Source organism: Legionella londiniensis (assembly GCF_001467825.1).
In the GTDB taxonomy this organism is placed as follows: domain Bacteria; phylum Pseudomonadota; class Gammaproteobacteria; order Legionellales; family Legionellaceae; genus Legionella_A; species Legionella_A londiniensis.
On sequence record NZ_LNYK01000014.1, the window covers coordinates 77,565 to 97,688 of the forward strand.

Here is a 20,124-nt window from a genome sequence, read left to right on the forward strand (position 1 = left end):
GATTATGAAAAAAATTATTTTACTCCCTCTTATGGCACTTGCATTGGCCATTAGCCCTGTGGCTTTTGCAGATAAAATGTGTCCATGCATGGATATCCAAAAAATGGAGAAAGAGCTTAATCTGACTGCAGATCAAAAAAACAAAATCATGGAAATCAGAAAACAGGCTAAAGAACAAATGAAAGCGACCTGGGAACAAATGAAAGCCCTGCATCAGCAAAAGAAGGAGCTTGTCCGCTCAGAGAAAATGGATCAAGCAAAGCTTGATGAATTGGTAAACCAAAAGAAAGAATTGATGGCATCCATGATGAAAACCAAAATCATGACCCAACATCAAATCTACAACGTGCTTGATGAAAATCAAAAAGAAAAATTTGCTGCCATGATGGATAAGTGGGAGCAAAAAAAGATGGAAAAAATGGAAAAAATGAAAAATATGGAAGATGACAGCGACGATGAAACGGATGAATAATCCTTCTCACCTCTGTTTAATACGCCGACAATCGTCGGCGTTTTTTTTAATTCGGTATATCTTCTGCCCATGAAAAATCATCGATCAAGCGATACCGCTTTACAGCAAGCACCAGCCTTCCTATTATTATTCACATGAATAAACCCATTATGATACCATCTACAGTTTTATGGATTTAAACCATGGCAGTAACGATCAAAACCCCGGATGAAATTGAAAAAATGCGCATCGCAGGACGGCTGGCCGCAGAAGTATTGGAAATGATTGAACCCTATGTTCAGGAAGGGATCACTACTGACGAACTTAACTCCATCTGCCATGAGTACATTGTTAATGAACAACAGGCAATCCCTGCTCCTTTGAATTACAACGGTTTTCCCAAATCCATCTGCACATCGGTTAATCATGTGGTATGTCATGGTATTCCCGGCAAACGGGCACTAAAATCAGGAGATATCATTAACATTGACGTTACCGTCATCAAAAATGGCTATCATGGCGACACCAGCAAAATGTTTTTTGTGGGTAAACCTTCCATTAAAGCAAAGCATGTTGTGTCCGTCGCCCATGAATGCCTTTTTATTGGCATCAATATGGTCAAACCTGGAGTGCGGCTTGGCGATATAGGCCATGCCATACAACAGCATGCTGAAAAAAACCGCTGCTCTGTGGTACGCGAATACTGTGGTCACGGAATTGGCCGGGTATTTCATGAGGACCCGCAGGTTCTGCATTATGGCACTCCTGGCACAGGCGAGATCTTACAAGAAGGAATGACTTTCACTATTGAACCCATGGTGAACCTGGGTAAGCCGCAAACCCGTTTATTACCCGATCAATGGACAGTGGTAACCCGGGATCACAGCTTGTCAGCCCAATGGGAGCATACATTGCTGGTCACCGCTGACGGAGTTGAAATTCTCACATTGCGCAATGAAGAACGATAAGCAGCAACTTAAAGAACACATTAAAAAACTCAAGGAAGAGTTAAACCATGAATTTTTTAAATATAAAAATATTACAACCCTCACCCAAAAACTTGTCACCATTATTGATCAAGCTTTATTAACTCTGTTTCAGTCGCGCAAAATAGACAAACATCAAATCTGTCTTCTTGCTCTCGGGAGTTATGGGCGGCGTGAATTACAACCTTACTCTGATATTGATCTCTTGCTGTTGCATGACAATACGATTTCTGAGACCCAATTACAGCAGGCGCAATGGTTCATCCAGGACTGCTGGGATATCGGCCTCAATGTCAGCCAGCAAATTACCACAGTAGAGGCGTGTGCAGAATTGGCAAGCCAGGATGTCAGCGTCATATCCAGCATTCTGGATATGCGTTTGATTTGCGGGCACAGAGATTTTATGGAAGCACTGGCATATCAGACGCATGCATTGCATATGTGGGCCAGCCATGAATACTTTCTCGCGAAACAACAAGAACAGCATCAGCGCTATAAGAAATACGGCGAAACCGCCTACAATTTGGAGCCAAACGTAAAAAATGGCGCAGGCGGGCTAAGAGATATACAAATATTATTCCATATTGGCAAAAGGCATTTTGGTATCAAAAAGCTTGCCGAAGGCATTCATTACGGATTTATTACTGCTAAAGAGTACGAAGAGCTGATATTTTGTCTTCACTTTCTTTGGCGGGTTCGATTTGCATTACATTTGTTAGCCCAAAAAAAAGAAGACAGGCTCCTCTTTGACTATCAGGTAAAACTGGCTTCCCTCTTCGGTTATAGCGATAGCCGGCAGTCGCTGGCAATTGAGCAATTTATGAAAATGTATTTTAAAGTGATAAAGCGAAGCCGGGAGTTAAATGAAATGCTCTTGCAGTGGTTTAGAGAAACCATTATTCACCACCAAAAACAAAAGATTAAACCCCTGGATGAGAGTTTTCAGTTATCCAATGACTATATTGAAGTAAAGCACCCCAAAGTGTTTGCCTACAGACCGCAAACTTTACTGACTATCTTTCTGTGGATTGCCAAATATCCGGCTATTAAAGGCGTTCGGGCCAATACCATTCGCCTGATTCGTGAACATTTATATTTAATTGACAAACATTTTCTCGAATCAACAAAAATACAAGCTGCGTTTCTTGCCATCTTCAAAACACCCTATAATCCCTATGAAGCGTTACAACGCATGAGCCGATATGGTGTACTGGAATATTACCTGCATTGCTTTTCGCATGCCACAGGCCAAATGCAATATGATTTGTTTCATGTATACACTGTAGATCAACATACTTTATTTGTCATTCGGAATCTGGGTCGTTTTTTGAGCCCCGATTATCAAAACAAATTCCCTCTTTGCTGCGAGTTAATGCCAACAATCGCAAAGCGCGAAATCCTTTATCTGGCCGCATTGTTTCATGATATCGGCAAAGGGCAGGGAGGAGATCATTCAGACATTGGCGCATTTGAGGCAAAGCAGTTTGCAATGCGCCATAAGTTGACCGCATCAGAGCAGGAGCTATTGATCTGGCTGGTACAAAATCATCTCTTAATGTCTCTTACTGCGCAAAGAAAAGACATCTACGATCCTAAAACCATTCAGGAGTTTTGTAAGCAATTTCCTCATTCACACTACCTTGATTACCTATATCTTTTAACCGTGGCGGATATTTGTGCAACAAATCCCGGATTATGGAACGACTGGAAACAGTCTCTGCTCAAAGAACTGTATCATGCGGCGAAAAAAGTTTTTCAAGAGGAAATAACAGCAATTGATGAAAAAGCCTTAATAGAGATGCGCCGCCAGAAGGCGCTTAAAATTTTAGCAAAAGAAAACCTGGACAAACAGGCTATTTTTAACCTGTGGAGCAACTTGAAAAACAAGTATTTTCTTCATGAATCATCTGAAGTCATCGCAAGACATACCAAGGCGATACTGACCTGCCAGGAATTTCCACTCATTTTGATCATGCCGCATTACAGTCAGGGCGGTACGGAAGTATTCATCTATATGCCCCATCAGGATGCACGTTTTACCATCACAACAACTGTATTGAATAACTTTCATGTCACAATTCAGGAAGCCACCATATTGACCTGCGACAACCAGTTTGATCTTGATATCTACATTATTCTTGATGAAAAAAATCAGGCATTTCTTGATGAACAGAAAATTGCTGCTATCCAGCAAGCATTATTTAAAACGTTATCTGCAAAAAACACGTTTCCCAACATATCCAGCCGCCGGCTAACAAGAACGCAGGCCCATTTTAAAATTAAACCGCAAATCACCTTCAGCAATGATCCAGAATATAAATACACAAGACTGTTTTTAGTAACAGGCGACAAGCCCGGCTTGCTTGCTCACATCAGCCGGGTTTTCCTAAAGGAAAATATCATTCTTCACCATGCCAAAATTGCCACCGCCGGAGAGCGCGTAGAAGATACTTTCTATCTAAGCGATGCTGCAGGCAAATTGCTAGACCATAACACCCAGGAATATTTGCGCCAAAAATTGCTTGAAAAACTAACGTACTGAAAACCTGGCAGAAGTAACCCGGATTAGGCCGCAGCTTGTAATCCCAGGGTAATATTGCAAGATCATCCGCCACTGGATTAACATCTGCGCCTAACCAAGGCTCCCTTTGTGGATGCCGCAGGGATAGCCAAGAGCAATTTTATTAACGCTTTTCCCTAAAAAAGTCCGACAGCAATGCGGCACATTCCTGCTGCAAATGCCCTTCATCAATTTGGACAGAATGATTTAAAGGATGTCCTTGTAGCAAATTATAAATAGAACCTGCGGCGCCTGCTTTTATATCGCGGGTTGCAAATACCAGCCGTTTAATGCGCGCGTGAACAAGGGCGCCTGCGCACATGCAACAAGGCTCAAGGGTGACATATAGAGTTGCGTTTAAAAGCCTGTGGTTTTGCACATGATTTGCAGCAGACCTCAGTGCCACTATCTCAGCATGGGCTGAAGGATCATGTGCTTGCAAAACCTGATTCCAGCCCTCACCCAGCAAGGCATTATCAGCGCCAATCAATACAGCGCCGACCGGTATTTCACCCTGCTCTTTTGCCTTTAAAGCGAGATTTAACGCATGCGCCATCCAGTATGCATCAACACTGTTCAAGCTGCTATTCCCATTCAATGGTTGCAGGCGGTTTGCCTGAAATATCGTAAGTAACACGCGATACGCCTGAAACTTCATTGATAATACGGTTAGATACAGTCTCTAGAAATTCCCAGGGAAGATGAGCCCACTTTGCCGTCATAAAATCGACAGTTTCCACTGCCCGTAAACAGATGACATAATCATAGCGTCGGCCATCTCCCATGACGCCTACGCTGCGAACCGGCAGAAAAACAGCAAACGCCTGGCTGACTTTGTGATATAAATCAGCTTTCTCAAGTTCCGTCAGAAATATCGCGTCTGCCTGCCTTAGAATATCTGCATATTCCTTTTTTACTTCGCCGAGTATCCGTACGCCAAGTCCGGGGCCCGGGAACGGATGGCGATAAACCATTTCATAAGGCAGACCCAATTCAAGACCGATTTTTCTCACCTCATCTTTAAACAGCTCGCGTATGGGCTCTATCAGCTTCAGCCGCATCATTTCCGGCAATCCGCCGACATTGTGGTGAGATTTGATGACTTCAGCGCCTCCATGTATTGAAGTGGCGGCAGATTCGATGACATCCGGGTAAATGGTGCCCTGCGCAAGCCAGTGAGCATCTGTTATTTTTGAAGCTTCTTCTTCAAACACTTCAATAAAAGTACGGCCGATAATTTTCCGTTTTTCTTCAGGGCAACTTACGCCCTTTAACGCTTGTAAAAACCGAGCCTCTGATTTTACTGATATGATATTGATGCCCATGTGCTGCTTAAACATGCTTAAAACATGTTCTGTTTCATTAAGACGCAACAGGCCCGTATCTACAAATACACAGGTCAATTGGTCACCAATTGCACGATGCAAAAGCGCCGCCACAACTGATGAGTCTACTCCCCCTGACAGGCCAAGTATCACCTTTTCTTTGCCTACCTGGGTTCTTATCCGCTCAATCGATTGTTCAATGATGTTATCAGGTGTCCAATTGGCTTCGGCATTGCAGATATCCATCACAAAGCGCTGTAGAATTCTTGAACCCTGAAGCGTATGCGTGACTTCAGGATGAAACTGCAAGCCATACCAGCGCCGCGATTCATCCGCCATGCCCGCGATAGGTGCATTGCGCGTTTCACAAATCACGTGAAAGCCTGGAGGAAGGCAGGTTACCTTGTCGCCATGACTCATCCAGACATCAAGCAATGCATCTCCGTTGGCTGAGATACGGTCTTCAATATTATTTAATAATGGACTATGGCCATGCAATTTAAGCTCGGCGTAACCAAATTCACGCATCGAGGAAGTCTGTACTTCACCGCCAAGCTGGGCTGCCATGGTCTGCATGCCATAGCAAATTCCAAGGATAGGTATGTTTGCAGCAAAAACCCATTCTGGCGCTCTTGGCGTCACATCGTGAATGACTGTTGAAGGTCCGCCCGATAAAATTAAGCCACTTGGTTCCAATCGATCAAACAAAGCCTTATCCATATTATAGGGATGGATTTCGCAAAACACTCCCATTTCGCGAACCCGCCGGCCAATAAGCTGCGTGTACTGTGAGCCAAAATCGAGAATAACTATAGGTTTGCTTTTAATATTTTTCATAGACCACAACAATTCATGAATTTATTTTGCCAGTGCGTTGATTTAAGAACTAAATTTTTCGCTATGTATGATAAACATCCTAATTATCAATCTGATAATTAGGCGCTTGCTTGGTAATACTGACATCATGCACATGCGATTCGCGAATTCCAGCAGTGGTTACCTGGACAAATTCAGCTTTTTGATGCAACGCACTGATCGAATCGGAGCCCGTATATCCCATACATGAACGCAATCCTCCAAGCATTTGATGAATGATGGTTTGCACAGGTCCCTTATAGGGAACCCTGCCTTCAATACCTTCCGGCACAAGCTTTTCCGTCCCTTCGCTGGCATCCTGGAAATAACGATCGCTGGACCCTTGTGCCAATGACATGGCGCCAATGGATCCCATGCCGCGATATCCCTTATAAGTGCGGCCTTGAAAGAGTTCGATCTCTCCTGGAGATTCTTCCGTGCCGGCAAACATGGAACCCAGCATCACGGTATGTGCGCCTGCAGCCAAAGCTTTACATAAATCGCCAGAAAATCGAATGCCGCCGTCTGCGATCACAGGCACCTGACCTTTTACGCCGTCTGCAACATTGGCAATGGCCGTAATCTGCGGCACACCGACTCCTGTAATAATACGAGTCGTACAAATAGAACCTGGACCAATTCCAACTTTTACAGCGTCGGCGCCCGCGTCAATCAGCGCTTTTGCAGCGCCCGCAGTAGCAATATTCCCGCCTATCACCTGAATGTCTGGAAAATTTTTTTTAATCCAGTGCACACGGTTTAAAACTCCTTGGGAATGGCCATGCGCGGTATCAACCACGATAACATCAACTCCCGCATCAACTAATGCCGCAACCCTGTCATCCGTGCCTTCAGCAACACCCACAGCAGCCCCCACCCGCAACTGTTCAGCGCTATCTTTACAGGCATAAGGATTTTCCTTGGCTTTTTGAATATCTTTTACAGTTATTAATCCGCGCAAACAAAAGTTTTCGTTTACAACCAGCAGTTTTTCCAGTCTGTGCTTATGCAATAAACTGCGAATTTCTTCGCGGCTTGCGCCTTCTTTAACGGTTACCAGCCGTTCCTTGGGCGTCATGACGGCAGAGACAGGCAATGACAGGTTGGTTTCAAACCGGATATCCCGACTGGTAACAATACCAACCAGTTGCTCGCCTTCCACAACCGGTACACCTGAAAAGTTATGATGCGCCATTACTTCCAGCAGCTCCTTTACAGTCAAGTTTGGAGCTACTGAAATTGGATCTTTAACCATGCCGCTTTCGAATTTCTTGACTTTCCTGACTTCTTCAGCTTGAGCTGCAATGCTCATATTTTTATGAATGATTCCTATACCACCTTCCTGCGCCATGGCAATAGCAAGACGAGATTCGGTTACAGTATCCATAGCCGCGGAAACCAAAGGCATATTCAACTCAATTTCACGAGTTAATTTCGTTTTTAATGAAACTTCCTTAGGCAATATGCTAGAGTGGGCAGGAATTAACAAGACATCATCAAATGTTAATGCCTGCTGGATAATAGATAGGGGCATGCCACCCTCCTACAATTAAATTAACCGAAAATTATACAACATATTGTATAAATAATAAATTATATTTTATAAATGAAACGGGGCTTAGGTATGAAAAATTCTTGGCTGCCGCATGCTATAGCTTGCAGCTCGGTTGTCTGACACCTGGATCCCGAGGCCCGCCGAAAGTTTAGGAATATTTGTTGAATTATATAAATTATATGTAAGTATTGATGCCTCGATCCTGTTAAACATATGTACTTTTGAAAAAAATTTATCCTAAACGGGTAACAATAGTTGAATAAAACAAACAAGAACGTGTAAACTGAAACCATGCTAATTCACATGTGTCAACAATAGGGAAGGGCTGAGCGTTGGCTAAGATTATCGTTGTTACTTCTGGCAAAGGCGGCGTGGGTAAAACCACTTCTTCTGCGGCAATTTCATCCGGCCTTGCATTACGCGGCCATAAAACGGTGGTCATTGATTTTGATATCGGACTGCGCAATCTTGATTTGATCATGGGCTGCGAAAGGCGCGTGGTGTACGACTTTGTGAACGTTATCAATGGCGATGCAAGTCTAAAGCAAGCGCTGATTAAAGACAAGCGCATCCCTGAGCTTTACATTTTACCCGCATCCCAAACCAGAGACAAAGATGCCTTGACTCTGGAGGGCGTCGAAAAAGTGCTGAATGAATTAGCCAAGGAATTTGACTACATCGTTTGCGATTCGCCAGCAGGAATTGAAACTGGCGCTTTAATGGCTATGTATTTTGCTGATGATGCAATTGTGGTCACAAATCCTGAAGTTTCATCCGTACGTGACTCAGATCGCATACTGGGTATTTTAAGCAGCAAAACAAAACGAGCCATAGACGGAAAAGAACCTGTCAAGGAACATTTATTGCTTACAAGATATGATGCAGAACGTGTAGCAAAAGGTGATATGTTATCCGTACAGGACGTGAAAGAAATTCTTGCCATACCTTTAATTGGCATAATCCCTGAGTCGAAAGCTGTCCTAAAAGCGTCTAACACAGGCACACCTGTCACGCTTGATGAACAAAGCGATGCAGGAATTGCTTATCAGGATGCCATTGCCCGCTTCCTGGGTGAAGATAGACCCATGCGGTTTATTAACGCAGAACGCAAAGGAATATTGCGTCGCATATTTGGTAAAAACAAGGAGGATGTTCCGGCATGAGTATTTTCAACTATTTACGTAAGCGCAATCCAACTGCAAAGGTTGCCAAAGAACGTCTGCAGATCATTATTTCTCACGAGCGTTCAAAAAACAACAAACCGGATTATTTACCTAAACTCCAGGAAGAAATTCTTGCGGTAATTGCGAAATATGTACCCATCAGCCATGACCAAGTCAGTGTCAACCTGGAGCGGATGGGCGGCAGTGCGGTGCTTGAGCTTAATGTTACCATGCCTGATGAAGAGCTGGTAGACTAAATAAAAGCGCTGTCTACTCAAATTAAACCGCCTCTAGCGGAAGATTATTTTCCCTGGTGGTTTTGCTGTGATTATTGCCTTTTTGCCGCATCAGTTCCTGATCGCTAAAATCATCAACTGCGATAACTTTCTGTCTTAAGCGTTCAATCTCTTGCAAATATTCTGTCTCTTCTTTGCTCAATATGCCTTGTTCTTGTGCCTCATTGATTTGCTCAAGCACACTTAAGCTTTGCAACATGCCTGCTTTTACCGCCTGGCTCAGTTTTTTCTCAAGTGGTTCAGCGTGACAAAGCTTTTGGAATACATCTTCAAGTTGTCCAACTGGACAATTTTCTCTATTTTCTTGAAACACATAGCGGGTAAGATTTGCACGAACTTCATTGGGCCGAGTGAGCAATTGCGCCAACTGATGAGCCAGGTTATCACTCGGCAGGATTCTTCTTAAACCTAATGGCTGCAAGCATATCTTGAGAATTGGTCGCGCCCAGCGCACTGGAAAATTGCAAATAACACCTTTTACCGCCTGCTCACACTGGTTGAGCAGATATTGGCATGACCAGTGCAATAATGGGAGCTCATCCTCTGGCTCGCCAGCACAATGATAATGATGGAGAACGCCAGAGAGCAGGTATAAATTGCTTAACACATCCCCAAGACGTGCTGATATTGATTCCTTGCGCTTTAAATTTGCGCCCAAGGTCATCATGGCAAAATCTGACAAAAAAGCAAGCTGGCTGCTGTAGCCACGTAATAAACGATAATATTGCTGAAGGGGCGTTGATTTTATCGCAAATTGGTTATCAGCAAAGCCAAAAATGATCGATTTTGTAAAATTGGCGAGGAAAAATGAGACATGTTGCCAAAAAGCTTCTTCAAATGCCTCAACATTATTGGTTTGAATGCTTTCCATTTCCTGGAATACATAAGGATGGCAACGAATCGCACCCTGTCCAAAAATAATCAGATTACGGGTTAAAATATTTGCGCCTTCGACCGTAATGCTGATTGGCGCTCCCTGATATCCCCTGCCGAGATAATTATTAGGGCCAAGGCAAATGCCTTTGCCTCCATGAATGTCCATGGCATCCAGTGAAATTTTACGGGCAAGCTCCGTTGTGTGGTACTTTAGAATTGCCCCCGCAATCCCTGATTTTGCGCCTTGATCAATAGCAGCAGTCGTCATTGCTAAAGCTGAATCAATAATATATGTATATCCTGCTATGCGTGAAAGCGGCTCTTCTATTCCTTCGAACTTGCAAATAGGTTGATTAAATTGTTTTCGAATTCGAGAATAAGCTCCAGAAGCAAGGCTTGCGGCCTGGGCACCGCCTAATGCGCTGGACGGTAAAGAAATAGCGCGGCCAACGCTTAAACATTCCATCAGCATGCGCCAGCCTGAGCCTGCCATTTTTTCTCCGCCAATTAGATAACTCAGCGGGATAAATACATTTCTGCCTTGTGTTGGACCATTTTGAAAAACAATATTCAACGGGAAATGGCGGCGCCCTCTGCTTACCCCTTTGGTATCAGCGGGTATTAAAGCGCAACTTATGCCAACATCGTAACCTTTTCCTAAAACATTATCTGGATCAAACAATCTAAATGCCAAACCAATGATGGTGGCCACAGGGGCTAACGTGATATAACGTTTATTCCAGTTTAACAAAATTCCAGTGACTTCCTCGCCATTAATTCGCCGTTTTGTGATGATACCCGTATCTGAAATAGAAGCCGCGTCAGAACCAGCATCGGGCGCTGTCAGGGCAAAACAGGGTATTTCCCTGCCGTCAGCCAAGCGGGGCAAATAATAATTTTTTTGCGAGGAAGTACCATATTTCAAGAGCAGTTCTGCAGGACCTAAGGAATTAGGCACTGCAACAGTTGAAGCTAAAGTAATGGAACGGCCGTAAAGGATAGACAAAACCGTCTTTTGCGCGGTTGCGGAAAATCCAAGCCCTCCGTACTCTTTGGGAATAATCATTCCTAAAAATCCTTGAGACTTCACATATTCCCATACTTCGGGGGGCAAGTCGGCAAGATTATGGGTAATATCCCAGTCATCGATCATACGGCAGAGTTCGTTAACAGGCCCGTTAATAAATGACATTTCTTCATCAGTTAATAAACCATTGGGGATCCTAAATAGTTCATCCAACTCGGGCGTGCCGCTGAATAGCTCCCCTTCCCAGCCTACCATGCCCGCTTCAAGCGCTTCCCGTTCAGTAGCAGAAATTTTGGGTATTGAAGATTTTGCAAGCTTGAATAAGTGGCGTGAAAATAAAAAGCAGCGCAAGGGTTTTACCACACCGATAAGAAACACTCCTGCCAAAAGCCATAAGACTGATTGCCCAATTAATCCGGGCTCAAGAAATTTTAAAGCAAGAAGAAAAAAAAGCGCATAACTTAGCGCCCAGACTGTAATGGCTGCCTGATTGAAAAGCAACACTCCTGCCATCACGAAAAAAGCAATTAACCCAATAGCTATATCCACTGGTTTCTCCTTGCCAGGCTATATTTAAACTATAGCATCCAAAGCCTTCATGATAAGTTGCGCTGTTTTTTGAGGATGCTCCATAGGAAACATATGCGTACCAACTATTGGATAACTGGATACGCCGTATTGTTTTTTCATATAGCGAATATCCATGCTATCGACAACATTACTTTTGGTTCCATGAATTAACGCTCCTGGAACCTGCAATCTTCCCTTGTATTCATGCAAAATATGCGGGATGGTTCTGTAAATCTGATATTCAATATTTCTATCAAAACGCAGGGTATAACCATTTTTATCTTTGATCATTCCATAATCAATATAATCCTGAAGACAGGCTTCGGTAAAATGACGAAATAACTTTTTCCCACGCAAATATTGCTCAGCCTGCTCACGTGTTTGCCAATACAGCCTGCGTCCGCGCGTACGAAAAGCGGGGGTTATATGGTCAATCATGCCTAAGAGTTTAGATAAACGCAATAAATTTGATTTAAAACGCCCTAATATCGGTGAATCAAGCATAATGACGGCTTTTATTAGTCCTGGATATTCAACTGCTGCCCTAAAACTTAATACACCGCCCAATGAATGTCCTAAAGCAATCACGGGCCTATTGGCTTGACGCTTTATGCTTTCTGCCACTTCCTGCACCAGAAAATGCCAGTTTTCTGTTACCGGGAATTGAGAGCTATGGCCGATACGATCAATAAAGCAATATTCATAGCGTTGCTCAAGATGCTTTAACATTTGGCGATAACATGGCGATGGAAAACCGTTTCCATGAGCAAAATGAATTAATTCGCTCATCGATACACCAAAGCAGATCTGGAACGTTTAACAGCAATTACCCCATAGCAAAAATAAATTGATTGCAACGCGATGCAGACAAATCCAATACCGGGAAATAAAAATTCCGTTGAGAGCAACATCATAAAAAGCGCAACCTGAGGTGTCGATGCCACTGCAAAAATTCGACAGGACTCCTTGAATTTCAGCTTTAAATCAAAAAACATCCGTGCCAGCAATTGGCCCAAAAAAGCAAAGACAAGCAGTGTACTTAAATAAAAAACAAAGAAAAAGCATAAAACCAAAGGATAAATCACCATCATGGCAAAATATTTGAATTTTAATACCCCGCTTGTTTCAAGCCAGTCTTTAGCCACAAAGATTTCGTTGCTTTCTTTGCTCAAGGGTTGCACCGCAACTTCATCAGGCAAAGGCGCTTCGTTGGCAAAAAATAACCGTGGACGAATGATGCGATGGTAAATTTTATTTTTGGTAATTAAAATTGCCAGCTTGGGAAATTGATTGAAAATTGTTTTAAATTTGCCTTCGGTGTCGATAATGACAATCGGCTCCCCCTTCTCATTTTTGATGATATAGGGCATCGGTTTATCAAAGTTTACTTCCCCATTTTGCACCATGATAGGAGGCAACTTTCGCAAAGGCTCTATGAGATTTTGATTAAAATACTCATTAAAATCGAGCATAATCCTGAGAGAAATGGGAATGCTTAAGATAGCAAGCAGTAATAAAAGATAAACGACGCCATAACCGCGCCAGCGGTTGCCTACATCCTTATAGAGCCTTTGCGAAAAAAAAGATAAATAAAGCGCCTTAAGGTACCCATATAAAGGAGCGTTGATGGATTTTAAATCTTGCTTGCTTTCAGTCATGCCATGCTCCAAGCTGGTTGCCGCTGATTTTGTGGAATAGAACTGCTTTTTGTAAATCAATTTTTAGAGACAATTTTTGTTTGAAGGATAAGCTGTTTTCAAATAAACGCACGCTTAATTTAAGATTCCCTGGTTCAGTAAATACCTGAACCAACTTGTCTGCGCCCATATCATCAATCAATTCTATTTGAGATGACAGGCAATTTTTGTCCTCACTTGAAGCAGGAGTAATATGTTCCGGGCGTATGCCGATGATGACATTTTCCCCAGAGAGCACAGGTTGATTCATTCTGGGAAGCGGCAGGCTAATACCCACACTGGTTGCGAGCCTTTTATGATGCAAATCCACCGTTGCCGGTATAAAGTTCATGGGATAATGCCCAATCAAGCCGGCTACAAACATCGTTTTGGGGCTTTGATACAGTTCCTGCGGCGTCCCAACCTGTTCAATATTCCCTTTATTTAAAACCACAATCCTATCTGCAAGGGTCATAGCTTCCGTTTGGTCATGAGTCACATACAGGCAAGTGGTCTGCAGTTTCTGATGCAGCTTTTTTATTTCATGGCGCATTTCCATGCGCAGTTTGGCATCAAGATTCGATAACGGCTCATCGAACAGAAACACCGCGGGAGAGCGCACCATGGCTCGCCCCATGGCGACACGCTGGCGCTGGCCGCCAGATAAAGACGCGGGTTTTCTGTTTAGGTAATCGCTGAGTTGCAGGAGCTTTCCGGCTTCTTCAACCCGTTGGCGGATCAGGTGCCTGCTCATTCCTCTCATTTTTAATCCGTAGGCCATGTTGGCAAAGACAGTCATATGAGGATATAAAGCATAGTTTTGAAAAACCATTGCCATATTTCGACGTGAAGCAGGAATTTGATTCACGCACTCATCATTAATTAAAATACGGCCGCTGCTGACCTGCTCAAGCCCCGCAACCATGCGCAGCAAAGTTGATTTACCGCTGCCGGAAGAACCAACTACCGCCACAAATTCCCCCTTTTCGATGTTAAGATTAATATCATTTAAGATAACTGTTTTATCATATATCTTACTGACAGAAATCATATTTACCGTAGCCATAGCGATTATAACCCCTTTTCAAACCAGCGTTGCAAGGTAATGACTACAAGGCACGGTGGTAACAAGGCAATTATGGTTACAGCCATAATGTAATGCCACTGCGGAATTTGGTCAGCCACTCCGGCCAAGTATCGGATACCCATAACAATTGTTGCCATTTTGCTGTCTGTGGTAATAACAAGGGGCCATAAATATTGATTCCAGCCATATACAAACATGATGATAATCATTGCCGCAATCTGCGGTCTGGATAAGGGTATAAGAATATCGGTGAAAAAACGTAAAGGCCCTGCGCCATCCAATTTTGCGGCATCAACAAGCTCCCCAGGAACAGTCTGGAAGAACTGACGAAACAGAAATGTAGCGGTGGCCGAAGCCATTAGCGGTAAAGTTAAACCCGCGTAGGAATTTAACCACCCAAGGGATGCAATCACTTGAAATGTAGGTACAATCCGCACTTCGACGGGAAGCATTAAAGTCAAAAAAATCATAGCAAAACAAATTTTTTTAAAACGGAATTTAAAATACACCAAAGAAAAAGCAGAGAATAGCGCAAGCATCACCTTACCGACAGCAATTAAAAAAGCCATCAAAAAACTGTTAATAAGCATTGGCAGCACGGGTTTCCCGCCTGTTGCAGCCAAACCGCTGCTTAATACCTCCTTGACATTGTGAATTAACAATTTCCCAGGCAAAAGAGGCAAGGGACTTTGCATTAAGGCTTTGCCTTCATGGCTGGCCGCAACCAATGCAAGATAAAGCGGAAGAAACATGCTCCCGATGAACATCCAACATAACATATAGGGCCATAAATGCTTGCATTTTTGGATTGCAAGCTTAACCTGCTTCAGCAGGCTGTCATGATTCATGCCTGCGTGATGGATGGCGATTGCATGGGAATGAATGGAAAGATTGTCGTTTTTGTTCATCTTTTTTGAACCGGAAAATAACCTCATAAACAAGTTGCTCCACCGGTGAACTTGAACCCCCGATCTGGAAAGACTGCATAAACCATCTTCAATAATGAACCTTTTTCTCAAGATATTTAAATTGCAGCAATGTTAAACCAACCACAATAACCATCATGATGACCGATTGGGCTGAAGACATGCCGGGATCCATTCCGACAAAGCCATCCTGGTATACCTTGTAAATTAAGGTAGTTGTGCTCTGCCCAGGCCCGCCATTGGTGAGTACCTGAATGATTCCAAATGTATCAAAAAAAGAATAGATAAGATTCATCACCAGCAGAAAGAAGGTCGTTGGTGAGAGCAAAGGAAAAACAATTTGCCAGAATCTCTGCCAGCTTGATGCCCCATCTATTATGGCCGCCTCAATCAGTGGACGCGGAATCAGCTTAAGGGCTGCGAAATAAAAGAGAAAATTATAGCTAAACTGCTGCCAGCTTGCGGCAATTATAATGACCAGCAAAGCCTGATATGGATGCACAAGGTAATTAAACTCAAGACCGCACCAGTGCAGAAGGCCGCTAATCCAACCCAGGGTAGGATGAAATAAAAAACGCCACAAGATAGCAGCTATTGCAGGAGCCACCGCATAAGGCCAAATGAGCATCGTTTTATATACCTTCTGGCCTCGCTGCAGGGCATTGACGAGGACGGCCATACCCAGCCCAAAACTTAAGGTGAAGATCGTTACAAAAAAAGAAAGAACACATGTAATCATAAAAGCATGTCTGTATTCCGGAGTGGAAAACAGATCAATAAAATTTCCAAAGCCTGCAAATCGACTATGAAGCCCGAAGGCATCACTATAAAACAAAGACTGCCAGACGGCGCTCAATGCCGGCCAAATAAAAAAAAGGAAAGTTATGAATACCTGGGGAGCGATTAAAACGAACGCTATTTTAGAATGTTGTGTGTATTTTGCCATCACGCTTTCTGTGCAGTCGTGAACGTTGGACAACAGGCAATAGTATAAAGGAAAAAAGTGAGTTGGCAAACGAAGGTCACTACCCCCATATTTCCGGTTTTATCTCTGGTTATCCGCTTCCAGTTCAGATTTCTTAATAGTGCGCCTTAAGAGCTGGGTATAAATTGGAGGATTTTTAGCCAACTGAACTACGGTTGTGGATGTCAGGCAAGTCACCATCAATGGTAAAATTAAAGAATAATTTTGTGTCATTTCAACGACCAGAATAATTCCTGTGACAGGCGCACGCACTGCCGCTGAAAACAATGCTCCCATGCCAGCCACAGCAAACATGCCGGGATGAATGGTGATATCATTGGATAACCCCTGAAGAATATGAGAGGCCGCTAAACCCAGCAAGGTGCCAAGGGCAAGCATGGGTGCGAATATTCCTCCCGGTACGCCTGTGCCGTAGCACATGATGGTGAAAATAAATCGCACCAGCAATAAAATAGACAAGATACCAAGACCTGGATACATGCTTAATGATTGCTCGATGATTTCATATCCGCCGCCAACTGCTCCAGGATAGATATAAGCTGAAAAGCCAACAAGCAAACCAACCAACAGCACATAAATATCTTTTAACCAGGAAGGTAACTTATCAAGGGTGTATAATGTTTTCATCAACACGGTATTAAACAAAAGGCCGACATATCCCACCACGATGCCAAAAATAAAAAAAAGCCATAATGACTCAAGGCTGGGTAAGGTGAATATGTCCATTGGAATGACGGGATGCGCTCCCATGATTAAATGCAATACAATGGTGGCGGAGACGCAGGCTATGGCAACCATTTTGAAATTGATGAATGAAAAATTAAATTCATTGCGCATTTCTTCAAGCACGAAAAGCACGCCGGCTAACGGCGCGTTGAAAGCGGCAGCAAGCCCTGCTGCCGCTCCTGATGCAATCAGCGCATCCCGTCTTCGTCTTGCCATAGAAAACCATTCGCCTAACATTTCACCAAGATTGCCGCCAATTTGAATGGTTGGCCCTTCTCGACCCAGCACCATTTTAGCGGAAATCGCAAGAACGCCTCCTATAAACTTCACCGGCAGTAAACGGCGCCAGAATATCGGGCGCTCATGCAATAAAGTTCCCTCAATTTCCTGCACGCCGCTGCCGGAGGCCTCGGCAGCAATCCATTTAACCATGGCCCAGGCTATAAATACCATAAACATCGAGGTGAGCGCAGATACAAGTCCTACAGGCCAGTTCTTTGATTCTGCATAGGCAAACCAGTTGACCAGCAACTTGTTCATCAAATGGATGCTGATCTGCAGATATGCGCCGACAAAGCCAGTAACTGCTCCAAGTACTATAGAAAGCGCATAAAGAACCAGTATCTTATCCCGCATAAGCATCAACTAGTTTCATTAAATTGCTGATAATACGTAAACCGGCCTGTTGATGCATGGTCAGAATGGTTTCCGGGTGAAATTGAACAGCAAAGACAGGAAGCCTTTGATGCGATACCGCCATAACAATTCCGTCTTCACTGACAGCCGTGGCCGTTAAATCAGGAGGCAAGGCTTCCAATGGAGCATAGAGCGAATGATAACGCCCTGCCCTGAAAGATTCTCCTAGGCCGGAAAACAATCCGTCATTTTGCAAAACTTGAATCATTGAGGCCTTGCCATGCATCGGATAATCAAGCACCTTCAATTGCCCGCCAAAATACTCCACAATTCCCTGCAAACCAAGACAGACTCCAAATAAAGGAATATGCCTGTCTAATACTGCTTTAATGGTTTCTTTAAGATTAAAATCCGAGGGCTTACCCGGCCCCGGGGATAGTACCACTAAATCATAGGTTGAATGCCCCAAATAAGCCAGTGCATTATCATGACGCACAGTCAGCACCTTTGCGCCAGTTTGACGGATATAGTTCGCAAGTGTATGGACAAAAGAATCCTGATGATCAATCAGTAGAACTTTCTTACCCTGGCCATGGGACGGCATAAACGCGGTATTATGAGATTCTCTCCCCTCTTGTTTTTGCAAGAGGTCTAAAATCGCCGCGGCTTTAAGGCGGGTTTCAGCTTCTTCTGCCTCCGGCAAGGAATCATAAAGCAAAGTAGCCCCAACACGGATCTCTGCAATGCCTTCTTTTATCCGCATGGTTCTTAAAACCAGTCCTGAATTCAAATTGCCATTAAAATTAAACCAGCCAACAGCGCCGCCATACCATTTTCTGGGTGATTTTTCATGCTCTTCAATAAAATTCATTGCCCAAAGTTTTGGTGCGCCGGTTACAGTCACAACCCACATATGGGTTAAAAAAGCATCAATGGCATCAAAGCCTTCGCGCAACTGTCCCTCAACATGATCGACTGTGTGAATTAGCCGGGAATAAAGTTCAATCTGACGCCGACCAATCACGCGAACGCTGCCCGCCTCACAAATACGGGATTTATCATTGCGGTCCACATCCGTACACATGGTCAATTCAGATTCTTCTTTTTCAGAATCAAGCAGAATTTGAATGTTGTGCGCATCTTCCATGGCATCACTTCCACGCTTAATCGTGCCTGAAATGGGACAGGTTTCAATGCGTTTCCCTTGTACGCGCACATACATTTCAGGAGATGCCCCTGCAAGATATTCGTTTTCACCAAGATTCATTAAAAAACCGTAAGGAGAAGGATTTACATCGCGCAGGCGGCGAAAGACAACAGAGGGAGGCTGCGGGCAATGACGGAAAAAAGTCTGGCTGGGCACCACTTCAAATAAATCGCCTCTGGCAAAATAGGATTTTGCCTTGCTGACTACGGCTGCATATTCACCGGGTTCATGATCAGCGTTGATTTCAGGTTTATGGATGGGTAGATAAGGCGCATACTCTCCATCACGAGCCAGACCCTGAGTTGTTTTACCCTGATAAAAAAAATCATAACGGCGAATGAACGCTTCTTCTTTACGATGATTGACTACTAAAATTTCATCGGGTAAGTACAACACCATATCCCGTTGTTCGCCATTCCTGCTTTTTGCGGCCTTAACTGACTCAAACTGAAAAATCAGGTCATACCCAAAAGCGCCATACAAGCCGAGATAGCCTTCATCTGATTTAAAAAAATGGATTATTTTTCGAAGAACTAAAAATATAGACGGCTGCCTGCTGCGCTCTTCCTCGGTAAAAATTGCTTGAGAATCTTTAACAGCGAGACGAAAACTCGTTTTTTCCCAATCCACCAATGCCACATCAGGATCTTCTGCCAATAAATCTTTTATCATTGCCAAAAGCAATTCACCGCGCTGATTGAGCGCCTGAAGTTTAAGCTTGTTTTTTATGGCGGAAATCGCCAGGGGCGGATTATAAAAACCAATATCCCAGCAGGTGTATCGACCGGGATATTCAAAGCTTGATGCAAATAAAGCTCCACGCTGGGAATCCAGCCGTTCAAGCAAGGGTAAAAGCGCATGAGGATAAGATAAAGCCTGCTCTTCATACTCAATGACCGCGCCGCCCGCTGTTTTATATTGCTGCAACATAAATTATGACTCGAAGGTTGATTAAACTTGATGGGTATGATTTTTCATTCTACTGCAAGAGATACGATTTAAAAATTAATTTTTCCAAAATAGTGTGGTTTGTAGAATTCAATCAACCCCGTTTCCCCTTCTTGCAAACGAGGGGTTCTGCTCTTGCAAGATTTTGGAATTTTATATAAAAAGAGAATCCCTTTATTCATATATATTAGGTTCAATCACCATTTAATTATGCCCAAATAGCAATGGCAGCGAGAGCAATGGACGAGATAAAAATGGAGTCACAACGG

Annotated in this window: 16 protein-coding genes; 5 read left to right on the forward strand and 11 right to left on the reverse strand. The window is 43.5% G+C overall.

What is annotated here, in order from left to right; all coding sequences use genetic code 11:
- The first annotated feature begins 4 nt into the window (after positions 1-4).
- From Llon_RS04085 to glnD, 3 genes are all read left to right on the forward strand, one after another.
- Positions 5-472, forward strand: coding sequence for a Spy/CpxP family protein refolding chaperone (locus tag Llon_RS04085; protein WP_058528796.1), 468 nt, complete (start codon positions 5-7; stop codon positions 470-472).
- 182 nt (positions 473-654) lie between these two features.
- Positions 655-1,419 (forward strand): type I methionyl aminopeptidase, encoded by a 765-nt coding sequence (gene map, locus Llon_RS04090; protein WP_058528797.1) that lies wholly within the window; start codon positions 655-657, stop codon positions 1,417-1,419.
- Positions 1,406-3,979, forward strand: coding sequence for a [protein-PII] uridylyltransferase (glnD, locus tag Llon_RS04095; RefSeq protein WP_058528798.1), 2,574 nt, complete (start codon positions 1,406-1,408; stop codon positions 3,977-3,979). Before map ends, glnD begins: the two co-directional genes overlap by 14 nt.
- A 142-nt stretch (positions 3,980-4,121) precedes the next feature.
- On the opposite strand, the gene tadA is transcribed toward glnD, so the two are convergent.
- The 3 genes from tadA to guaB all read right to left on the reverse strand — a co-directional run bounded on the left by tadA (position 4,122) and on the right by guaB (position 7,711).
- Positions 4,122-4,577 carry a tRNA adenosine(34) deaminase TadA gene (gene tadA / locus Llon_RS04100; RefSeq protein WP_272946907.1) on the reverse strand — a complete coding sequence of 152 codons (456 nt, stop codon included), beginning with the start codon at positions 4,575-4,577 and terminating at the stop codon, positions 4,122-4,124.
- 4 nt (positions 4,578-4,581) lie between these two features.
- A complete protein-coding gene (guaA, locus tag Llon_RS04105; RefSeq protein WP_058528800.1) occupies positions 4,582-6,159 on the reverse strand; it encodes a glutamine-hydrolyzing GMP synthase in 1,578 nt (525 codons plus the stop codon).
- 79 nt (positions 6,160-6,238) lie between these two features.
- Positions 6,239-7,711: an IMP dehydrogenase gene (guaB, locus tag Llon_RS04110; protein ID WP_058528801.1), complete on the reverse strand. Its 1,473-nt coding sequence runs from the start codon at positions 7,709-7,711 to the stop codon at positions 6,239-6,241.
- A gap of 353 nt (positions 7,712-8,064) precedes the next feature.
- Here guaB and minD point away from each other — a divergent pair, with 353 nt between their 5' ends.
- Together minD and minE are read left to right on the forward strand one after the other, a co-directional pair.
- Positions 8,065-8,895, forward strand: a complete 831-nt coding sequence (gene minD / locus Llon_RS04115; RefSeq protein WP_058528802.1) for a septum site-determining protein MinD — start codon at positions 8,065-8,067, stop codon at positions 8,893-8,895.
- Positions 8,892-9,152 carry a cell division topological specificity factor MinE gene (gene minE, locus Llon_RS04120; protein WP_058528803.1) on the forward strand — a complete coding sequence of 87 codons (261 nt, stop codon included), beginning with the start codon at positions 8,892-8,894 and terminating at the stop codon, positions 9,150-9,152. The genes minD and minE overlap by 4 nt, the downstream gene beginning before the upstream one ends.
- Before the next feature lie 22 nt (positions 9,153-9,174).
- Here the strand turns inward: minE and Llon_RS04125 are convergent, their stop codons facing one another.
- The 8 genes from Llon_RS04125 to Llon_RS04160 form a co-directional block, all read right to left on the reverse strand.
- Entirely contained in the window at positions 9,175-11,607 is a 2,433-nt protein-coding gene (locus tag Llon_RS04125; RefSeq protein WP_058529088.1) for an acyl-CoA dehydrogenase, read from the reverse strand.
- 60 nt (positions 11,608-11,667) lie between these two features.
- The gene (locus Llon_RS04130; protein ID WP_058528804.1) at positions 11,668-12,453 is read right to left on the reverse strand and encodes an alpha/beta fold hydrolase; all 786 of its coding nucleotides are present in this window, start codon (positions 12,451-12,453) and stop codon (positions 11,668-11,670) included.
- On the reverse strand, positions 12,450-13,322 hold the full coding sequence (locus Llon_RS04135) for a DUF1189 family protein (RefSeq protein ID WP_058528805.1): 873 nt from the start codon (positions 13,320-13,322) through the stop codon (positions 12,450-12,452). The genes Llon_RS04130 and Llon_RS04135 overlap by 4 nt, the downstream gene beginning before the upstream one ends.
- Positions 13,315-14,406, reverse strand: coding sequence for an ABC transporter ATP-binding protein (locus tag Llon_RS04140; protein ID WP_058528806.1), 1,092 nt, complete (start codon positions 14,404-14,406; stop codon positions 13,315-13,317). The genes Llon_RS04135 and Llon_RS04140 overlap by 8 nt, the downstream gene beginning before the upstream one ends.
- Before the next feature lie 5 nt (positions 14,407-14,411).
- On the reverse strand, positions 14,412-15,206 hold the full coding sequence (ugpE, locus tag Llon_RS04145) for a sn-glycerol-3-phosphate ABC transporter permease UgpE (RefSeq protein WP_058529089.1): 795 nt from the start codon (positions 15,204-15,206) through the stop codon (positions 14,412-14,414).
- A gap of 217 nt (positions 15,207-15,423) precedes the next feature.
- On the reverse strand, positions 15,424-16,299 hold the full coding sequence (locus Llon_RS04150; RefSeq protein WP_058528807.1) for an ABC transporter permease subunit: 876 nt from the start codon (positions 16,297-16,299) through the stop codon (positions 15,424-15,426).
- 99 nt (positions 16,300-16,398) lie between these two features.
- Positions 16,399-17,700 carry a H(+)/Cl(-) exchange transporter ClcA gene (gene clcA / locus Llon_RS04155; RefSeq protein ID WP_058529090.1) on the reverse strand — a complete coding sequence of 434 codons (1,302 nt, stop codon included), beginning with the start codon at positions 17,698-17,700 and terminating at the stop codon, positions 16,399-16,401.
- Positions 17,690-19,837, reverse strand: coding sequence for an anthranilate synthase component I (locus tag Llon_RS04160; protein ID WP_058528808.1), 2,148 nt, complete (start codon positions 19,835-19,837; stop codon positions 17,690-17,692). Before Llon_RS04160 ends, clcA begins: the two co-directional genes overlap by 11 nt.
- Positions 19,838-20,124 lie beyond the last annotated feature (287 nt).